The sequence below is a fragment of the Hydrogenophaga sp. genome (genome assembly GCF_018780075.1).
GTDB lineage: Bacteria > Pseudomonadota > Gammaproteobacteria > Burkholderiales > Burkholderiaceae_C > Hydrogenophaga.
On sequence record NZ_JADMKB010000003.1, the window covers coordinates 279,137 to 293,395 of the forward strand.

The 14,259-nt window shown below is 61.7% G+C and carries 14 protein-coding genes and 1 pseudogene; 9 read left to right on the forward strand and 6 right to left on the reverse strand.

The window, feature by feature from the left end; translation table 11 throughout:
- Positions 1 to 4 precede the first annotated feature (4 nt).
- Complete coding sequence (locus tag IV088_RS01530; RefSeq protein WP_291096921.1) at positions 5 to 1,033, forward strand: 2Fe-2S iron-sulfur cluster-binding protein; 1,029 nt, start codon at positions 5 to 7, stop codon at positions 1,031 to 1,033.
- Between the two features lie 192 nt (positions 1,034 to 1,225).
- Here the strand turns inward: IV088_RS01530 and IV088_RS01535 are convergent, their stop codons facing one another.
- Complete coding sequence (locus IV088_RS01535) at positions 1,226 to 2,098, reverse strand: IclR family transcriptional regulator (protein WP_291096923.1); 873 nt, start codon at positions 2,096 to 2,098, stop codon at positions 1,226 to 1,228.
- 56 nt (positions 2,099 to 2,154) lie between these two features.
- Between IV088_RS01535 and IV088_RS01540 the strand changes: the two genes are divergently transcribed.
- From IV088_RS01540 to IV088_RS01570, 7 genes are all read left to right on the forward strand, one after another.
- The gene (locus tag IV088_RS01540) at positions 2,155 to 3,429 is read left to right on the forward strand and encodes an aromatic ring-hydroxylating dioxygenase subunit alpha (RefSeq protein ID WP_291096925.1); all 1,275 of its coding nucleotides are present in this window, start codon (positions 2,155 to 2,157) and stop codon (positions 3,427 to 3,429) included.
- Positions 3,430 to 3,470: 41 nt separating this feature from the next.
- Positions 3,471 to 4,451 carry a tripartite tricarboxylate transporter substrate binding protein gene (locus tag IV088_RS01545; protein ID WP_291096927.1) on the forward strand — a complete coding sequence of 327 codons (981 nt, stop codon included), beginning with the start codon at positions 3,471 to 3,473 and terminating at the stop codon, positions 4,449 to 4,451.
- A gap of 6 nt (positions 4,452 to 4,457) precedes the next feature.
- A complete protein-coding gene (locus tag IV088_RS01550) occupies positions 4,458 to 5,237 on the forward strand; it encodes an SDR family oxidoreductase (RefSeq protein ID WP_291096929.1) in 780 nt (259 codons plus the stop codon).
- Positions 5,238 to 5,240: 3 nt separating this feature from the next.
- On the forward strand, positions 5,241 to 6,215 hold the full coding sequence (locus IV088_RS01555; protein WP_291096932.1) for a PDR/VanB family oxidoreductase: 975 nt from the start codon (positions 5,241 to 5,243) through the stop codon (positions 6,213 to 6,215).
- Between the two features lie 194 nt (positions 6,216 to 6,409).
- On the forward strand, positions 6,410 to 6,898 hold the full coding sequence (locus IV088_RS01560) for a tripartite tricarboxylate transporter TctB family protein (RefSeq protein WP_291096934.1): 489 nt from the start codon (positions 6,410 to 6,412) through the stop codon (positions 6,896 to 6,898).
- An 18-nt stretch (positions 6,899 to 6,916) separates the two neighbouring features.
- The gene (locus IV088_RS01565) at positions 6,917 to 8,428 is read left to right on the forward strand and encodes a tripartite tricarboxylate transporter permease (protein ID WP_291096936.1); all 1,512 of its coding nucleotides are present in this window, start codon (positions 6,917 to 6,919) and stop codon (positions 8,426 to 8,428) included.
- Between the two features lie 62 nt (positions 8,429 to 8,490).
- Positions 8,491 to 9,042, forward strand: coding sequence for a hemerythrin domain-containing protein (locus IV088_RS01570; RefSeq protein WP_291096938.1), 552 nt, complete (start codon positions 8,491 to 8,493; stop codon positions 9,040 to 9,042).
- 336 nt (positions 9,043 to 9,378) lie between these two features.
- Here the strand turns inward: IV088_RS01570 and IV088_RS01575 are convergent.
- From IV088_RS01575 to IV088_RS01595, 5 genes and pseudogenes are all read right to left on the reverse strand, one after another.
- Positions 9,379 to 9,498, reverse strand: a pseudogene (locus tag IV088_RS01575) (IS5/IS1182 family transposase); the annotation flags it as partial.
- A 154-nt stretch (positions 9,499 to 9,652) separates the two neighbouring features.
- Positions 9,653 to 10,114 (reverse strand): zinc-binding dehydrogenase, encoded by a 462-nt coding sequence (locus tag IV088_RS01580; protein WP_291096940.1) that lies wholly within the window; start codon positions 10,112 to 10,114, stop codon positions 9,653 to 9,655.
- On the reverse strand, positions 10,114 to 11,316 hold the full coding sequence (locus IV088_RS01585) for an FAD-dependent oxidoreductase (RefSeq protein ID WP_291096942.1): 1,203 nt from the start codon (positions 11,314 to 11,316) through the stop codon (positions 10,114 to 10,116). The genes IV088_RS01580 and IV088_RS01585 overlap by 1 nt, the downstream gene beginning before the upstream one ends.
- A 23-nt stretch (positions 11,317 to 11,339) precedes the next feature.
- Positions 11,340 to 11,660 (reverse strand): non-heme iron oxygenase ferredoxin subunit, encoded by a 321-nt coding sequence (locus tag IV088_RS01590; protein WP_291096944.1) that lies wholly within the window; start codon positions 11,658 to 11,660, stop codon positions 11,340 to 11,342.
- Between the two features lie 23 nt (positions 11,661 to 11,683).
- Entirely contained in the window at positions 11,684 to 12,838 is a 1,155-nt protein-coding gene (locus tag IV088_RS01595) for an aromatic ring-hydroxylating dioxygenase subunit alpha (protein WP_291096946.1), read from the reverse strand.
- 112 nt (positions 12,839 to 12,950) lie between these two features.
- On the opposite strand from IV088_RS01595, the gene IV088_RS01600 reads away from it, so the two are divergent.
- Positions 12,951 to 14,252: a citrate synthase gene (locus IV088_RS01600; RefSeq protein WP_291096949.1), complete on the forward strand. Its 1,302-nt coding sequence runs from the start codon at positions 12,951 to 12,953 to the stop codon at positions 14,250 to 14,252.
- The last annotated feature ends 7 nt before the right edge of the window (positions 14,253 to 14,259 follow it).

The window sequence follows — 14,259 nt, forward strand, 5'->3', positions numbered from 1 at the left end:
TTCAATGACGAATCAGATCAAGATCGAAGGCAGCGAAGTCGCCTTCTCCTGCGAGCACGGCGAGACTGTTCTCGATGCCGCCACACGAAACGGTATTGAACTGCCTTATTCGTGTCGCAAGGGCGTATGCGGCAATTGCCGCGGTCTGGTGCTCGAAGGCCAACTGGTGCCAAGCACCGCAGGCGGAAGTGCCGAGGCCGGCATTCACGCGCCCAACGAGCATCTGTTCTGCCATGCACAGGCTGCCAGCGACTTGCTGATCCGGCCGCGTAGTTGGCAGCGCATCGACCCGGATGCGCGCAAGACCCTGCAAGCCAAGGTATTCCGCGTGACGCAGGCGGCCAGCGACGTGACCGTGCTGCAACTGCGCTTTGCCGCCGGCATGCGTGCGAAGTTCCTGGCCGGTCAGTACCTGCAGGTAGTCCTGCCCGATGGCCAGCGCCGCTCTTACTCCATGGCCAATGCGCCGCATGAGAGTGATGGCGTGCAGTTGCATATCCGTCATGTGCCCGGTGGCCACTTCAGCATGGACGTCTTGCCCGGCCTCAAACCTGGCGACTTCTTGCAGCTCGAATTGCCACATGGCGATTTCTGGCTGCGCGAGGACAGCGAGCGCCCCTTGGTCATGGTGGCGGGCGGTACCGGATTTGCCCCGCTCAAATCGATCATTGACCACATGGTGCGCCGCAAGATCTGGCGCCCACTGACGCTGTACTGGGGGTCGCGCCTGCCCGAAGGCCTCTATGCCCAAGAGACTATCGCCCGGTGGCAGCAGGGCCAGCTACGCGATCTGCGCTACGTACCGGTCGTCAGCGAAGTCGGCAATGACGTATTGTGGCGAGGCCGTACCGGCCTTGTTCACGAAGCTGTACTCTCGGATGAGGCCGACCTGAGCGGTCATGACGTTTACGCCTGCGGTGCTCCGGCCATGGTGGCAGCACTACGGCGCGCCTGTATCGAGCAGCGGGGCTTGCCGGAACAACGATTTTTCAGTGACGCCTTCGTAAGCCAGGCACTCCATGGAACTCGGTAGTCGAGCCTTGGCTAGGGAAGAAGCTCGCAGCATCGGCGCGCGGCAGTCAGGTCTCCCTGAAATTGGACCGTCAGTTGGGAACAGCGGTATTGATCAAGGTTGATTGGCGGTTACGACCCCATTGAGCATCGTGCTTTCGCATCGAAACATTGGGTGTTATCCACCACACGAACCGGCGCCACTATGGCAAATTCAACTGGTCACCGCACCAGCTTTCGCCGAGAGTTCGCGTGAAGCATCAAGCAACAACGCCACGATCTGCCGCACGCGCACGTCATCCAAGCGCGCGCTCGGGCCATAGACTGCAAGGGACCCAATCACCTTGCCTGCGGCGGTACTAAACGGCACTGCCATGGCCACCGCGCCCTTGATAAGCTCGTCTCGACTGATGGCGTAGCCAGCCTCTCGGATACGAACCAGTCCTTCAAGGTATGCCGGCTGCTGATCGGGCGGCACTTTACCGTCGAGGTAGCTGGCCGCGTCCTTTACAAAGGCTAGGATCGCTCGCCCGCTCGCACCCAGGATCACACTCTCACTGTGTCCCACTCCACGCTTGAAGCTTAGCGGCTGCGGACTGGGAATTTCCGCCACGCAGACCCGCTCCCGGCCATGGTGAACCAGCAGCGCAACGGTCTCGCCAGTCTGCTCCCACAGGCGGCGCATCATGGGCTGCGACAACTCCGCCAAGTCTAAGCCTGAGGTCCAGACGTGGGCTAGGTGTGCCACCGAGGGTCCGAGTTGGAAGCGCTGCGGCTCGCCCGCAGCCACTATGAAGCCACGCAACTCCAGGGTCTTCAGCAGACGATAAAGGGTGGGCCGGCTCAAGTCGACACGCCGCAAAAGTTCGCTTGCGCTCAGTTGCCGGTCGCCCGCCCGAAAGGCCAGCAGGATGTCAAGCGCGCGATCCACCGAGCGCACCCCCTCCCCCGATTTCTCTGCTGGAGCCCAACTGACGGTGCTTTCGTTACTCATGATCGTCCCGACTACTTTGTGCTGGTAGGTGGTGATTGTACGAAATACGTCCATCAGGCGGACATCTTGTCCGTTTTCTTTGACATGAATCAAACGATCCAGATAATGGACAGGCGTCTCATCTGACGTACACCAATAGGAGACCCCAAATGAACAAGGAAATGTCTGAAACGCTTACCCGCGTCGGTCCCGGCACGCGCATGGGCAACCTGCTGCGCCGCTACTGGGTGCCAGCGCTGATGTCGAACGAGATCGCCGAGTCGGATAGCCCGCAGGTACGCGTGCAACTGCTGGGCGAAAAGCTGCTCGCGTTCCGCAACTCCGACGGCAAGGCCTGCTTGATCAGCGAGTTCTGCTCCCACCGCGGTGTGTCGCTGTACTTCGGCCGCAACGAGGAAAACGGCATTCGCTGCGCCTATCACGGCGTCAAGTTCGATGGCATGGGCCAGTGCGTGGACGTGCCGTCATCGCCCCAGGCTTGCGCCCGGATGCACATCAAGGGCTACCCCTGCATTGAGCGCGGCGGCATCGTTTGGACCTACATGGGTCCGGCCGACCAACAGCCTGCAGCGCCTGAACTTGAGTGGTGCACGTTGCCACCCGAGCATGTGTTTGTGTCCAAACGGCTGCAGTATTCGAACTATCTCCAAGCTATGGAAGGCGGCATCGACACCGCGCACGTGTCATATGTGCACAGCTTCGAGGTGGACGGCGACCCCATGCACCAGGGCGTCAAGGCGCTGGACTACATCAAGGCCGACGGCAATGTGAGCTTCGAGATCGAAAAGCAGCCCTTCGGACTGAGCCTGTTCGGCCGTCGGCTGGGCGAGCCCGACTCCTACTACTGGCGCATCACGCAGTGGTTGTTCCCCTGGTTCACACTGATCGCGCCATTTGGCAACCACGCGCTGGGAGGCCATGTTTGGGTGCCGATCGACGACCACAACTGCTGGGCCTGGAGCATCAACTGGCAGCCTGATCGACCGCTCACGGCCGAGGAGCGCACCGCGATGGAGGCCGGCAAAGGCATCCACGTCGAATACGAGGCACCGGGCAGCTATATCCCGAAATTCAGCCGCGACAACGACTACGGCATGGATCGCCAGGCCCAAAAGGACAAACGTTCCTATAGCGGCATCTTCGGCTTCGCGGCCCAGGACTACTCGTTACAGGAAAGCATGGGCCCCATCCAGGACCATGAAGCGGAAATGCTGTTGCCAACCGACAAGGCCATCGTGATGGCGCGGCGCATGCTGCACGAAGCCGCATTGGGCTTAGAGCAAGGCGACACACCGCCAGCGCTGAACGCCAGCGAGCAACACGTGCGTCCTGCCGGCGTGCTCCTGCCCCGAAACCAGGACCCCGTCGAATGGGCTCGCCAGAACCTAGCCGATGCCACTAGCAAGCCGGTCTTCAGCCTTTGAAGACATCTATTGCCATCCCTACGACAACAAGGAGACAACCCATGACATTCATCCGCAGGATGCTCGCCGCAACACTGATCGCCACTGCGACGACCTCTTCCGCCTGGGCTCAGGGCACGCCAAACTGGCGTCCCAGCAAGCCTGTACGCATCGTCGTACCCATCGTCGGTAGCACCAACGACGTGTTGGCCCGTCTGATCGCCCCGGAGTTGCAGAAGGCTTTCGGTCAACCCTTCGTGGTGGAGAACAAACCCGGCGCGGGCGGCAACATCGGTGCCCTAGAAGTCTCGCGCGCTGCGCCAGATGGCCATACGCTGCTGGTGGGCTACAACGGACCACTGGCGATCAACGTGACGCTGTTTGACAAGATGCCTTACGACCCGACCAAGGACTTGGCACCTATCACGCTGGCAGTCAAATCGCCTCAGTACCTGGTGGCAAATCCTGCGGCAGGCTTCACCAACGTGAAAGACTTCATCGCCAAGGTCAAGGCTGAACCTGCCCGGTTTTCCTACGGCTCCGTGGCCATGGGCAGTGCTTCGCACCTGACCATGGAGATGATGAAGTCTGCGGCCGGCTTCCACATGACGCACATTCCCTATCGCGGCGCTGGTCCTGCTGTCACCGATCTGATCGCAGGCAACGTACAGGCGGGCTTTTTCGTACCCGGCAACGTGCAGGGGTTCGTGAAGGAAGGCCGTCTCAAGCTGCTGGCCTCCACTGGCCAAAAGCGATTCCCGAGCACGCCGGATGTTCCAACGCTCGCCGAGTCGGGACTCAAGGACTTCGAGGCCACTTCATGGATCGGCTTCCTCGCGCCGCCGGCCACGCCACCGGGAATCATCAATCGTTACAACGAAGAGATAGTTCGCATCCTGAAGTCACCCGAAACACAGAAGCGGTTGCATGAGATGGAGTTCGAGATCGTCGCCAGCAGCCCCAAGGAGTTCAGTGACTGGATTGGCACTGAGATTGGGCGCTGGGGCAAAATCATCAAGAGCACGGGCGCCAAAGCGGAGTGAGCTGAGATGAACACTTCCCGACTGGCGGGGCGCACCGCACTGATCACCGGCGCTGGCGCTGGCATCGGTGCGGCCGCCGCCGCGATTTTCAGCCGCGAAGGTGCGGCTGTACTGATGGTGGATGCGAACACGCAAGCGCTGGAGAGCACGCGCGCATTGATCGAAAAAACGCAGCCCGACGCACGACTAGCGTGCGTGGCGGCCGATGTGGCAGACGAGGCCGCAGCCCTCGCGGCGGTAGCTCAGTGCATCGCGCTCTGGGGCGGGCTGGACATCCTGGTCAACAACGCCGCTATGCGCAATTACAGCGCAGCCGCAGATGCCACTCCCGCCGAATGGCAGGCCATGGTCAATGTCAACTTGGTGGGTATGTCCAACTACTGCCGCGCTGCGTTGCCAGCGCTGCGGCACTCCGGCATCGGCAGCATCGTCAACGTCTCCTCGTGCTATGCAGTCACTGGCCGCAAGGGCATGGCGCTGTACGACGCGACCAAGGCAGCGCAGTTGGCCTATACGCGCACGCTGGCCTTCGAAGAGGCACCGTGCGGAGTCCGCGCCAATGCCATCTGCCCCGGTTCGACGTTGACTGACTTCCACCTTGGCCGAGCGAGCAGTGCCGGCAAGAGTGCCGATCAGCTCAGGACCGAGCGCAAAGACACCTCACTGGTCGGCCGCTGGGCCGACCCCGCCGAGATCGCTTGGCCCATCCTCTGGCTCGCGTCCGGCGAGGCCTCGTTCATCACCGGCACCACGCTGATGGTGGATGGCGGCCTGCACATCATGTAAGTCATGGCCACAACTACTCTGCAGGCGCTCGTCTTCCAGATGCGCCACGAAGCCTCGGGCATTATCAGTGTCGAACTACGACCCACCACGCCAGCATCTGCATTTCCCGTTGCCGCCGCCGGCGCGCATGTGGACCTGCACCTAGGCAACGGTCTGATTCGCAGCTATTCCTTAATCAACCCGGGGGACACACATCGCTACGTTGTGGCGGTGCTCAACGACAGACGCAGCCGGGGCGGGTCACGCTTCGTGCACGAACAGCTTCGCGTTGGGCAGGTGATCACCCTCGGCGGGCCGCGCAACCACTTCCGACTGGACGAGGACGCGCGACACAGCGTGCTACTGGCCGGTGGCATTGGCATTACACCGATCTACGCCATGCTGCAACGCCTCGCGACGCTAGGGCGCGAGGCGCACCTCGTCTATTGCGCGCGAAGCCGTTCCGAGGCGGCCTTTCTGGCCGAAATCGAGGCAATTGCCAGTGCAAGTGACACCCGGCTTTCGCTGCGATGCCATTTCGACGGCGAGCAAGGCGGACCGCCAGACCTTGAACGCTTGCTCGCCGGCCATCCACCGGACGCACACTTTTATTGCTGCGGCCCCGGGCCCATGCTCGATGCCTACGAACGCGCTTGCGAGCGTTTGGGACAGCACAACGTCCACCTAGAGCGCTTTGCTGCTACCACGACGGCCCCCCCAGCGACACCTGCAAGTGGCTACACGGTAGAACTGCGCAGGAGTGGCCGCACGGTCCAGGTGCCACCCGGCATACCTCTGCTCGACGCGCTCATCGAGGCCGGACTCAACCCCGACCACAGTTGCCGCGAAGGCGTGTGCGGAGCGTGCGAAACCAGGGTTATCTCTGGTGATGTCGATCACCGCGACCAACTGTTGTCCAAACAGGAACGCGCGGCCAACAAGTCCATGATGATCTGTGTCTCATCTTGCCGCTCGGGCTGCCTGGTACTTGACGCCTGAAGTCCAGCACCTCGTTCACAGCAATTTCTCAGTCTTCAGCTGGTGACGCAATGTCGCTCGCGTGAGGCTCAACCACGCCTTTCCATCAGGTGACTTTGCAAGCCACTCCACGGAGGTCTTTACTGGAAATTCAACTCGACAAGTCACTCCCAAAACAATATTATTAGCAATCTAACTATAATTGGAGACGTACTGTGGCGTTCGCCAGCCAGAAAGATTTTGTGTCCGGACTCATGTTCATGGCCGTGGGCGGCTCGTTCGCCTGGGGTGCTGTGGACTATGAAATCGGCAATGCCGCCCGCATGGGCCCCGGCTACTTTCCCTTCATGCTCGGCCTGATCCTGGTCTTGCTCGGGGTTCTGGTCACCTTCAACGCGTTCAAATCCGGCCCGCCCGGTGGCGACAAGATCGGCGCGCTCGCTTGGCGTCCGCTGGTGTTCATCCTCGGAGCCAACCTGCTGTTCGGTGCACTGCTGGTGGGCATTCCCGCCTTCGGCCTGCCGGCCTTCGGCCTGATCGTGGCGATCTTCGGCCTGGTCATCATGGCCGGCTACGCCCGCGAAGGCGCGAAGTTCAAGGAGTCGCTGATCCTGGCCGCCATCCTGGCCGCGGGCAGCTACCTCGCTTTCGTGAAACTGCTGAACCTGCAGTTTCCGGTCCTGCCCTGGTTCCTCGCGAACTGAACACGAGGAGACAAGCACATGGATCTGATCAACAACCTCGCGCTCGGCTTCGGCGTTGCCTTCACCCTGCAGAACCTCGTCTACGCCTTCATCGGCTGCTTGCTGGGCACGCTGATCGGGGTGCTGCCCGGCATCGGCCCGCTGGCCACCATCGCCATGCTGCTGCCGGCCACCTACGGCCTGCCGCCCGTGGCTGCGCTCATCATGCTGGCCGGCATTTACTACGGGGCCCAGTACGGCGGCTCCACCACCGCCATCCTCGTCAACCTGCCGGGAGAATCCTCGTCGGTCGTGACGGTGATCGACGGCTACCAGATGGCACGCAAGGGCAGGGCAGGCCCCGCCCTGGCTGCCGCTGGTCTGGGTTCGTTCTTCGCGGGTTGCGTCGGCACGCTGATCCTCGCGGGCTTCGCGGCGCCGCTGACCGAACTCGCACTGGAGTTTGGTCCAGCCGAATACTTCTCGTTGATGATTGTCGGCCTGATCGGTGCCGTGGTGTTGGCTTCCGGCTCACTGCTCAAGGCCCTGGCCATGATCGTTCTGGGCCTGCTGCTCGGCCTGGTCGGCACCGACGTGAACTCCGGCGTCGCGCGCTACAGCTTCGACATCCCGGAACTGACCGACGGCATCAGCTTCCTGGCCATCGCCATGGGGGTGTTCGGCTACGGTGAAATCATCCAGAACCTGTCGCACCCGGACGAGAAGCGCGAAGTGTTCACCGGCAAGGTCAACGGCATCATGCCCACCGCTGAAGACTTCAAGAACATGATTCCCGCCGTGCTGCGCGGCACCGCGCTGGGTTCGGCGCTTGGCATCCTGCCCGGCGGCGGTGCGCTGCTGTCAGCCTTCACGGCCTACACCATCGAGAAAAAGACCAAACTCAAGCCGGGCGAAGTGCCCTTCGGTCAGGGCAACATCCGTGGCGTGGCAGCCCCCGAGTCGGCCAACAACGCTGGTTCGCAAACATCCTTCATCCCGCTGCTGACGCTGGGCATCCCGCCCAACGCCGTGATGGCGCTGATGGTCGGTGCCATGACCATCCACAACATCCAGCCCGGTCCGCAGGTCATGACCAGCAACCCCGAGCTGTTCTGGGGCCTGATCGCCTCGATGTGGATCGGCAATGCGATGCTGATCATGCTGAACCTGCCGCTGATCGGCATCTGGATCAAGCTGCTGACCGTGCCCTACAAGTGGCTGTTCCCGGCCATCGTGCTGTTCTGTGCGATCGGCGTGTACTCGACCAACAACAACAGCTTCGACATCTGGATGGTGGCGCTGTTCGGCCTGATCGGTTATGGCTTCATCAAGCTCGGTTGTGAACCTGCGCCGCTGCTGCTGGGCCTGATCCTGGGTCCGATGATGGAAGAGTACCTGCGCCGTGCACTGTTGATCTCGCGTGGCGACTGGTCGGTGTTCGTCACCCGTCCGCTGTCCGCCAGCCTGCTGGTCGTCGCGGCGATCCTGTTGGCGGTGGTGCTGATGCCCTCGGTCAAGAAAAAGCGCGAAGAGGCTTTTGTTGAGGACTGAAAGTGCCGTAGTACTAGAGGCAATATTTGCGTTTCCCGCAATGACTACATGAGGCTATCAATATGACCGAAATCATAAAATCGAACAACGATTCACCCCTTGACAATTTTTCCAACTGTCATGAAGGAATTATTTCACATCTTAATGAATTTGGACAAATCACTGACCTTGTTAAAGCTGCAACAAGTGCTCGCAAGATTGCCGACGATACCGTCACATTTTTCAGAGTCGCTGTATTTGATCATCACGCAGAAGAAGAAAGAGATCTATTTCCTGCAGTCCTTGCCAATGCAAAGCCTGGCGAGGAGCAGTCCGTCGTGCAGATGATGATCGACGGACTTATAGCAGAGCACCGCGAGATCGAATCCCAGTGGAGTCGTATAGAACCGAAGCTTGTGAAACTTGCCAAAGGGCACCTCATCGAAATCGATGACACGGCTGTTCAACGGCTCGTGACTCAATACACGGCACATGCTAGACTGGAAGAGCGCGAATTCTTACCTCTAGCAGAAAAGATCCTTGGTCGGAAAGATCCCGAATTGGCGACGCTTGGACTCGCTCTACACACACGCCACGTCATTCGTGCAGCTCGTCGCGGCTTACGGGGCTCCTGAATGCAGAATGACGAGACCCAAAAACCACGAGGATGGAAAATGCAACAAGCATGTGAAGTCCCCTTGAAAACCTGAACCACCCGGAGGTAGAGAATTCCCTCAGTCCCCCAACCTCTACTTCTGATTGACTCGGGGATTCAAGGGGACTTCAAGCTCCACTCTAGTTGTCCGTGGCTATTGCCGTAAGCTCTGCTGCGCCGGTTTCATTACCTTTTCGTATAACTATTTTCGAAGCCGCCGAGCTCGAACAAACCAGTAGCTCGGATAATTCAGCGAAGCGATTTCGATGCCTATTGCAGCCTGTTTCGCCCATTCCGGGCGCATGTACCCCACGGCTTATGCATGATGCGCGTCCCACCAGCCGCCTATGCTGCCCATGCGCATCGGGTTGTAGGTTGCAAAGCACAGCAATGCCTGGTCCGTGAGCTTGGCCTGACCAATGACTTTGGTCTTTGCTTCAGCTTTATTTGCGCCTGTGCATGGTGGCGGGCGTGTCGCCGAACTGGCAAAACGGGTTGGGTACTTTGCTCACTCGCGCACTCGCCGGCTCAGTCCAGCGCCCTGTCGGCGCTCGGTTCTGAATAAGTCAGGGGCGACCATGTAAGGTTCCCTAGAGGAGGAATACGCCCTTGCCTCCTACGCCTCGGTCGAACAACCGAAATGCCTCTTCGGCTTGGTCAGGCGACCACCGATGCGTATAGACCTGACCGACGTCAATCCCTTTGGAAGCAACAAAACAGGCACACTCTGATTGCCCCGTGATCGAGAAGGTCCAGGAGCCAATGACGGTCATCTGCTTGCGCAGCAGCTCCGGGCTGACGTTGATCTTCACCTCGCCGCCCTCGCCAACGAAACAGGCAGTACCCCAGGTCTTTGTGGCGCGAATGGCAGCGCTACGCGCAGAGGCAGCTCCCGAAGTCTCAAGGCAGCAGTCCACACCAACTCCGGCAATGAGCTCCAGGATGGCCTCCACGGGATCTATATCAGTAGGCGAAAACATAATGTCTGCACCCAGACGCTTGGCCTGCTCCAGCCGCTGGTGATTCACGTCAGCCTCCGTCTGCAGACGCATCAAAGTTTATCTAGGCGCACCGAGACGTCGGCCAAGACAGACGGCGGCGGGCAGGTGCCTTGCTTCAGCCAGCGCTTGGCGACCTTGATGTCCCGGGGCGCATTCACGGCGATGACGCTGCGCAGGCCGTCCTCGGCCACCTGGAACACAGAAAACGCCCCCTGGTCTACCGAACCGCGCACGATGCCCGCGAGGTCGTTGGAGGGAATGCCCAGCACCTGCAGGTTGAGGTCGTACTGGTCGGACCAGAACCAGGGGATCTCGTCGTAGACCACCTCCCCGCCGGCGATCGCCTTACCCACGGCGATGGCTTGGTTCTGGGCGTTGGCCCACGACTCGAAGCGCAGACGCCCCCCCGCCCAGGAATTGGGCTGGTTGGCCACGTCGCCGACCGCGTAGATGTCGGGGTCGGAGCTCCGGCCGCTCGGGTCCACGACGATGCCGTCACGGACCTCCAGTCCGCAAGCCTCGGCCAGGCCGGTATCGAGCACCAGCCCGATCCCGACCACCACCGCATCGAACTCCTGCGCCACGCCGGACAGTTGCACGGCCAGCGCGCGCTCGCGGCCCGCACCAATCGAGGTCACGGTCGTCGAGAGCCGCACGTCTACGCCCTCCTTGCGGTGTTTCGCGAGGAGGAAATCCGACAGCTGCGGCGGCACCGACCGCGCGCACAGGCGCGGCCCTGCCTCGAGCACGGTGACATCTACTTGCTGCTTCCTCGCCGTCGCCGCGATCTCCAGCCCGATCCAGCCGCCCCCGATGACCAGCAGCCGATGGCCGGGCACCAGCTTGCTGGCAATGGCCCGGGAATCTTCGATCGTGCGCAAGACATGGACGCCGGGCAGGTCCACGCCGGGGCACGACAGCATCCGCGGGCGCCCGCCCGTGGCCAGCACGAGCTTGCCGTAGGCAGCCACCGAGCCATCCGCGCACCGGACCTGGCGGCCGGCGCGGTCGATGCCCGTCACCTCGACACCGGGCCGGAAGTCCACGCGCAGCGCTTCGCATTGCTGCGGGGTCAGCAGCACCGGTGGGTGCGCTTCCGCCCCACTAAGCACCCCTTTGGACAAAGGGGGCCGCTCGTACGGCGCGTGTGGCTCCCGGCCCAGGAGCGTGATGCGCCCTTCATGCCCCTCCTGCCGCAGCGACCGCGCGACCCAAGCGCCGGCCTGGCCGGCTCCCACGATGACGACATCCATCACTGTGTTCTCCGTGCCCATGCTCAGTGGACGGGGCGCAGGAAGATAACCCCCTGCTCGACCTTGACCGGATAGCAATGCAGCGGCTCGGTGCAGGGCGCGTCCACCGCACGGCCGCTGCGGATGTCGAACGTCCCCTCGTGCAAAGGGCACTCGATGAGGCAGGAATCGACCACCATGCCCAGCGAAAGGTCAGCGTCTCCGTGCGTGCAGGTTCCATCCGTGGCGAAGATCTCCCCGCCAAGGTTGTAAAGGCACACCTGCTTGCCGTCGATCTCGACCGAATGTGTGTCGTCTTCGTCGATATCGGCGACGTTGCCGACCTTGATCCATTCGTGTTCCATGGTCGCTCCAGACTTTCCTGTGCTCATGCCGCCTCGGACGTCATCACGTCGATGTAGTGGTTCTCCATGTGGTAGAGCGCCTCCTCCAGCGGCGACATAGGCCCGGGTTTGAAGAACTTCGAACCCGCGGTGTTCTGCATGCCCTCCACCATCACCGCGTCCTCGGCGATGATCTGGCGCACGAAGCCCACATACTTCTCCATCTCCTCGTCGTAGTTCGGAATCGAGAAGGCGCCCTCGGGGAACAGCAGGTAGCAGATGACCCGGGTCTCGGTGGGCGAGATGGGCCAGATGTGCCACATGCGCACGCTGTCGGCCCGCATCGACAGGTTCAGGTTGGGGTAGATGCCCGCCTTGCATGCAATGCCGCTGGGCTTGTCCTGCGCCCAGGGCAGCGTCGGGAACACCTGTTCGCCGGACTTCGAGTGCGGTCGCGCTTCGTACTGGGTATGCCAGCCGCCGTTCTCCAGGAGGTTGAAGCGGACCTGTTCGCCCTTGACGAAACCGCCAAAGGTCCCCTTGTGGATGACGCCGACGTGATAGATGTCGATCAGGTTTTCGACCAGGAATTTCCAGTTGCACTTGACGTCGATCTCGACCTTCTGCGCCAACTGGCACCGGTCGGTCTGGAACCACCAGAGCGGCTCTTCGAAAGGCTTGATGTAGTCGTCGAACGACATCGGCTCGTCGCTGAAGTTGACGAAAATCCAGCCGCGCCAGATCTTGACATGCAACTGCCGCAGGCTGCAGTTCTTCAGGTCGACCTCCGAGGCCTTCATGCCGGGCGCGACCGTCAGTTTGCCGCTCACGTCGTACAGCCAGGCGTGGTAGGGGCAGCTGAACTCCTTGGCATTGCCGCGGCCGACGGCCACCTCGACGCCTCGGTGCAGGCACTGGTTCATGTAGGCGACGACCTGATCGGGCGCCGGACGGGATACCACGATCGATTCCTTCATCACCTGGAAGGTGTAGTAGTCGCCGACATTGGGTATCTCTTCGACACGCCCCACGGAGAGCCAGTACTTCATGAAGATTTGCTGCTTCTCCATGTCGTAGATCTCGGGTGAGCTGTACACCTCGCCCGGCAGGTGCCGGGCGCTGAGCAGCTTCTTGCGGGTTTCCTTGAACTTGGGGCGCAGGTCCAGGAGTTGTTGCTCGGCGACTTCCATCGTGGTCATCCTTTCAAGATTGCATTGAAGATTGCGCTGAATGCGTGCCATGATGTTAGGCAATACATTGATCGATGTATAGATCGATGTGAGAATCGACATATCTTCCCGGGAGAACCCTATGTCAGCGCAAAAACTCCACGATGGCGCACGCCCCCAGCGTCAGATCAACGACGTCGGCTACGTCGACAGCGCCGAAGCGATGTCGATCCTCGGCGTGCGCCGGGAAACGCTCTACACCTACGTCAGCCGCGGGCTGATCAAGACGATGCAGCGCGCCGGCGTGAAAGCCAAGCTCTATCGCAAGGCCGATGTCGAGAAACTCAGGAGCCGGTCCGTTGCGCGCTCGGGCGGGCCGAAGGTGTCACACGCCCTGCGCTACGGGGAGCCGATCGCGCAAACGTGGATCAGCGAGATCACCCCTCATGGACCGCGCTACCGGGGCGTGCTCGCGCGCGACCTGGTGCGCGATGGAAGGTCGTTCGAGTTCGCCAGCGAGCTCATCTGGACGGGCCTGCCACGCACGCGTGATGTACCCTGGCCCATTCCGCAGGAAACCCGGCAGCCCGAATCCCTCGTCAGGCTCGCGCTGCATTCGGCCGAACACATCACGCCGCTCAGGCTCCTGTCGATGCTGACCACCTCGCTGTCGGCATTCGAACAGGCAGAAGAGGACATGCAGACCGCCGGCCCGGCAACGTGCCGGCGCCTGCTGCAGACATTGGTCGGCACCGCCGGCGTTTTCGGGCCCGGATCGCGGTATTCGGCGCCTCATGAAGGCGAGTTCCTGGCGCAGTGCATCGCACGGGGTCTCGGTCTGAAGAAAATGCCAGATGCCGTACAGGCCATTGATGCAGCGCTCGTCATGTCCGCCGAGCACGAACTCTCGGCGCCGACATTCGCGGCTCGGATCTGCGCCTCGACGGGGGCGGACCTGCACGCCTGCGTCGCCACGGCCATACTGACCCAGTCCGGAGCGATGCAGGTCGGTGGCGCCGTGGAGGTGGAGGCCCTCATCGACGCCCTGCCATCAAGACTGGAGCCCGAAGATGCCCTGAAGCGGGCAGCGGCCTCGGGGTTCATGAGCAACGAACTGCCTTGCTTCAACCACCCCTTGTACGAGGGAGAGGATCCCCGCTCGGTGGTGCTGCTGGACATCGTGGACCGTCTGACCGCACAGAGCCCGGACACCCCGAAGATGCGCGCACTGGTGGCTGGTGCGCGCCAGGCCGGTCAGCATCCGAACGTGTTTGCATCGCTCGTGATACTTTGCAAGGCGATGGGACTGCCCAACGGAAGCGGCGCCTTGCTGCATACCCTGGCGCGCACCACAGGCTGGATGGCCCATGCCCTGGAGCAGCGACTGACCGGCGCCATGCTGCGGCCTCGGGCCCGGTACATGGGCCAGCGCGCCCCGGGCTGAAGCGGCA

What these genes read in the sequence shown, in the direction of transcription:
- IV088_RS01570 (WP_291096938.1), top strand. Translation starts at nt 8,491, where the DNA reads ATGACCGAAATCATAAAATCGAACAACGATTCACCCCTTGACAATTTT.
- IV088_RS01550 (WP_291096929.1), top strand. Translation starts at nt 4,458, where the DNA reads ATGAACACTTCCCGACTGGCGGGGCGCACCGCACTGATCACCGGCGCT.
- IV088_RS01590 (WP_291096944.1), bottom strand. Translation starts at nt 11,660, where the DNA reads ATGGAACACGAATGGATCAAGGTCGGCAACGTCGCCGATATCGACGAA.
- IV088_RS01595 (WP_291096946.1), bottom strand. Translation starts at nt 12,838, where the DNA reads ATGACCACGATGGAAGTCGCCGAGCAACAACTCCTGGACCTGCGCCCC.
- IV088_RS01555 (WP_291096932.1), top strand. Translation starts at nt 5,241, where the DNA reads ATGGCCACAACTACTCTGCAGGCGCTCGTCTTCCAGATGCGCCACGAA.
- IV088_RS01540 (WP_291096925.1), top strand. Translation starts at nt 2,155, where the DNA reads ATGAACAAGGAAATGTCTGAAACGCTTACCCGCGTCGGTCCCGGCACG.
- IV088_RS01585 (WP_291096942.1), bottom strand. Translation starts at nt 11,316, where the DNA reads ATGGATGTCGTCATCGTGGGAGCCGGCCAGGCCGGCGCTTGGGTCGCG.
- IV088_RS01545 (WP_291096927.1), top strand. Translation starts at nt 3,471, where the DNA reads ATGACATTCATCCGCAGGATGCTCGCCGCAACACTGATCGCCACTGCG.
- IV088_RS01580 (WP_291096940.1), bottom strand. Translation starts at nt 10,114, where the DNA reads ATGCGTCTGCAGACGGAGGCTGACGTGAATCACCAGCGGCTGGAGCAG.
- IV088_RS01565 (WP_291096936.1), top strand. Translation starts at nt 6,917, where the DNA reads ATGGATCTGATCAACAACCTCGCGCTCGGCTTCGGCGTTGCCTTCACC.
- IV088_RS01600 (WP_291096949.1), top strand. Translation starts at nt 12,951, where the DNA reads ATGTCAGCGCAAAAACTCCACGATGGCGCACGCCCCCAGCGTCAGATC.
- IV088_RS01530 (WP_291096921.1), top strand. Translation starts at nt 5, where the DNA reads ATGACGAATCAGATCAAGATCGAAGGCAGCGAAGTCGCCTTCTCCTGC.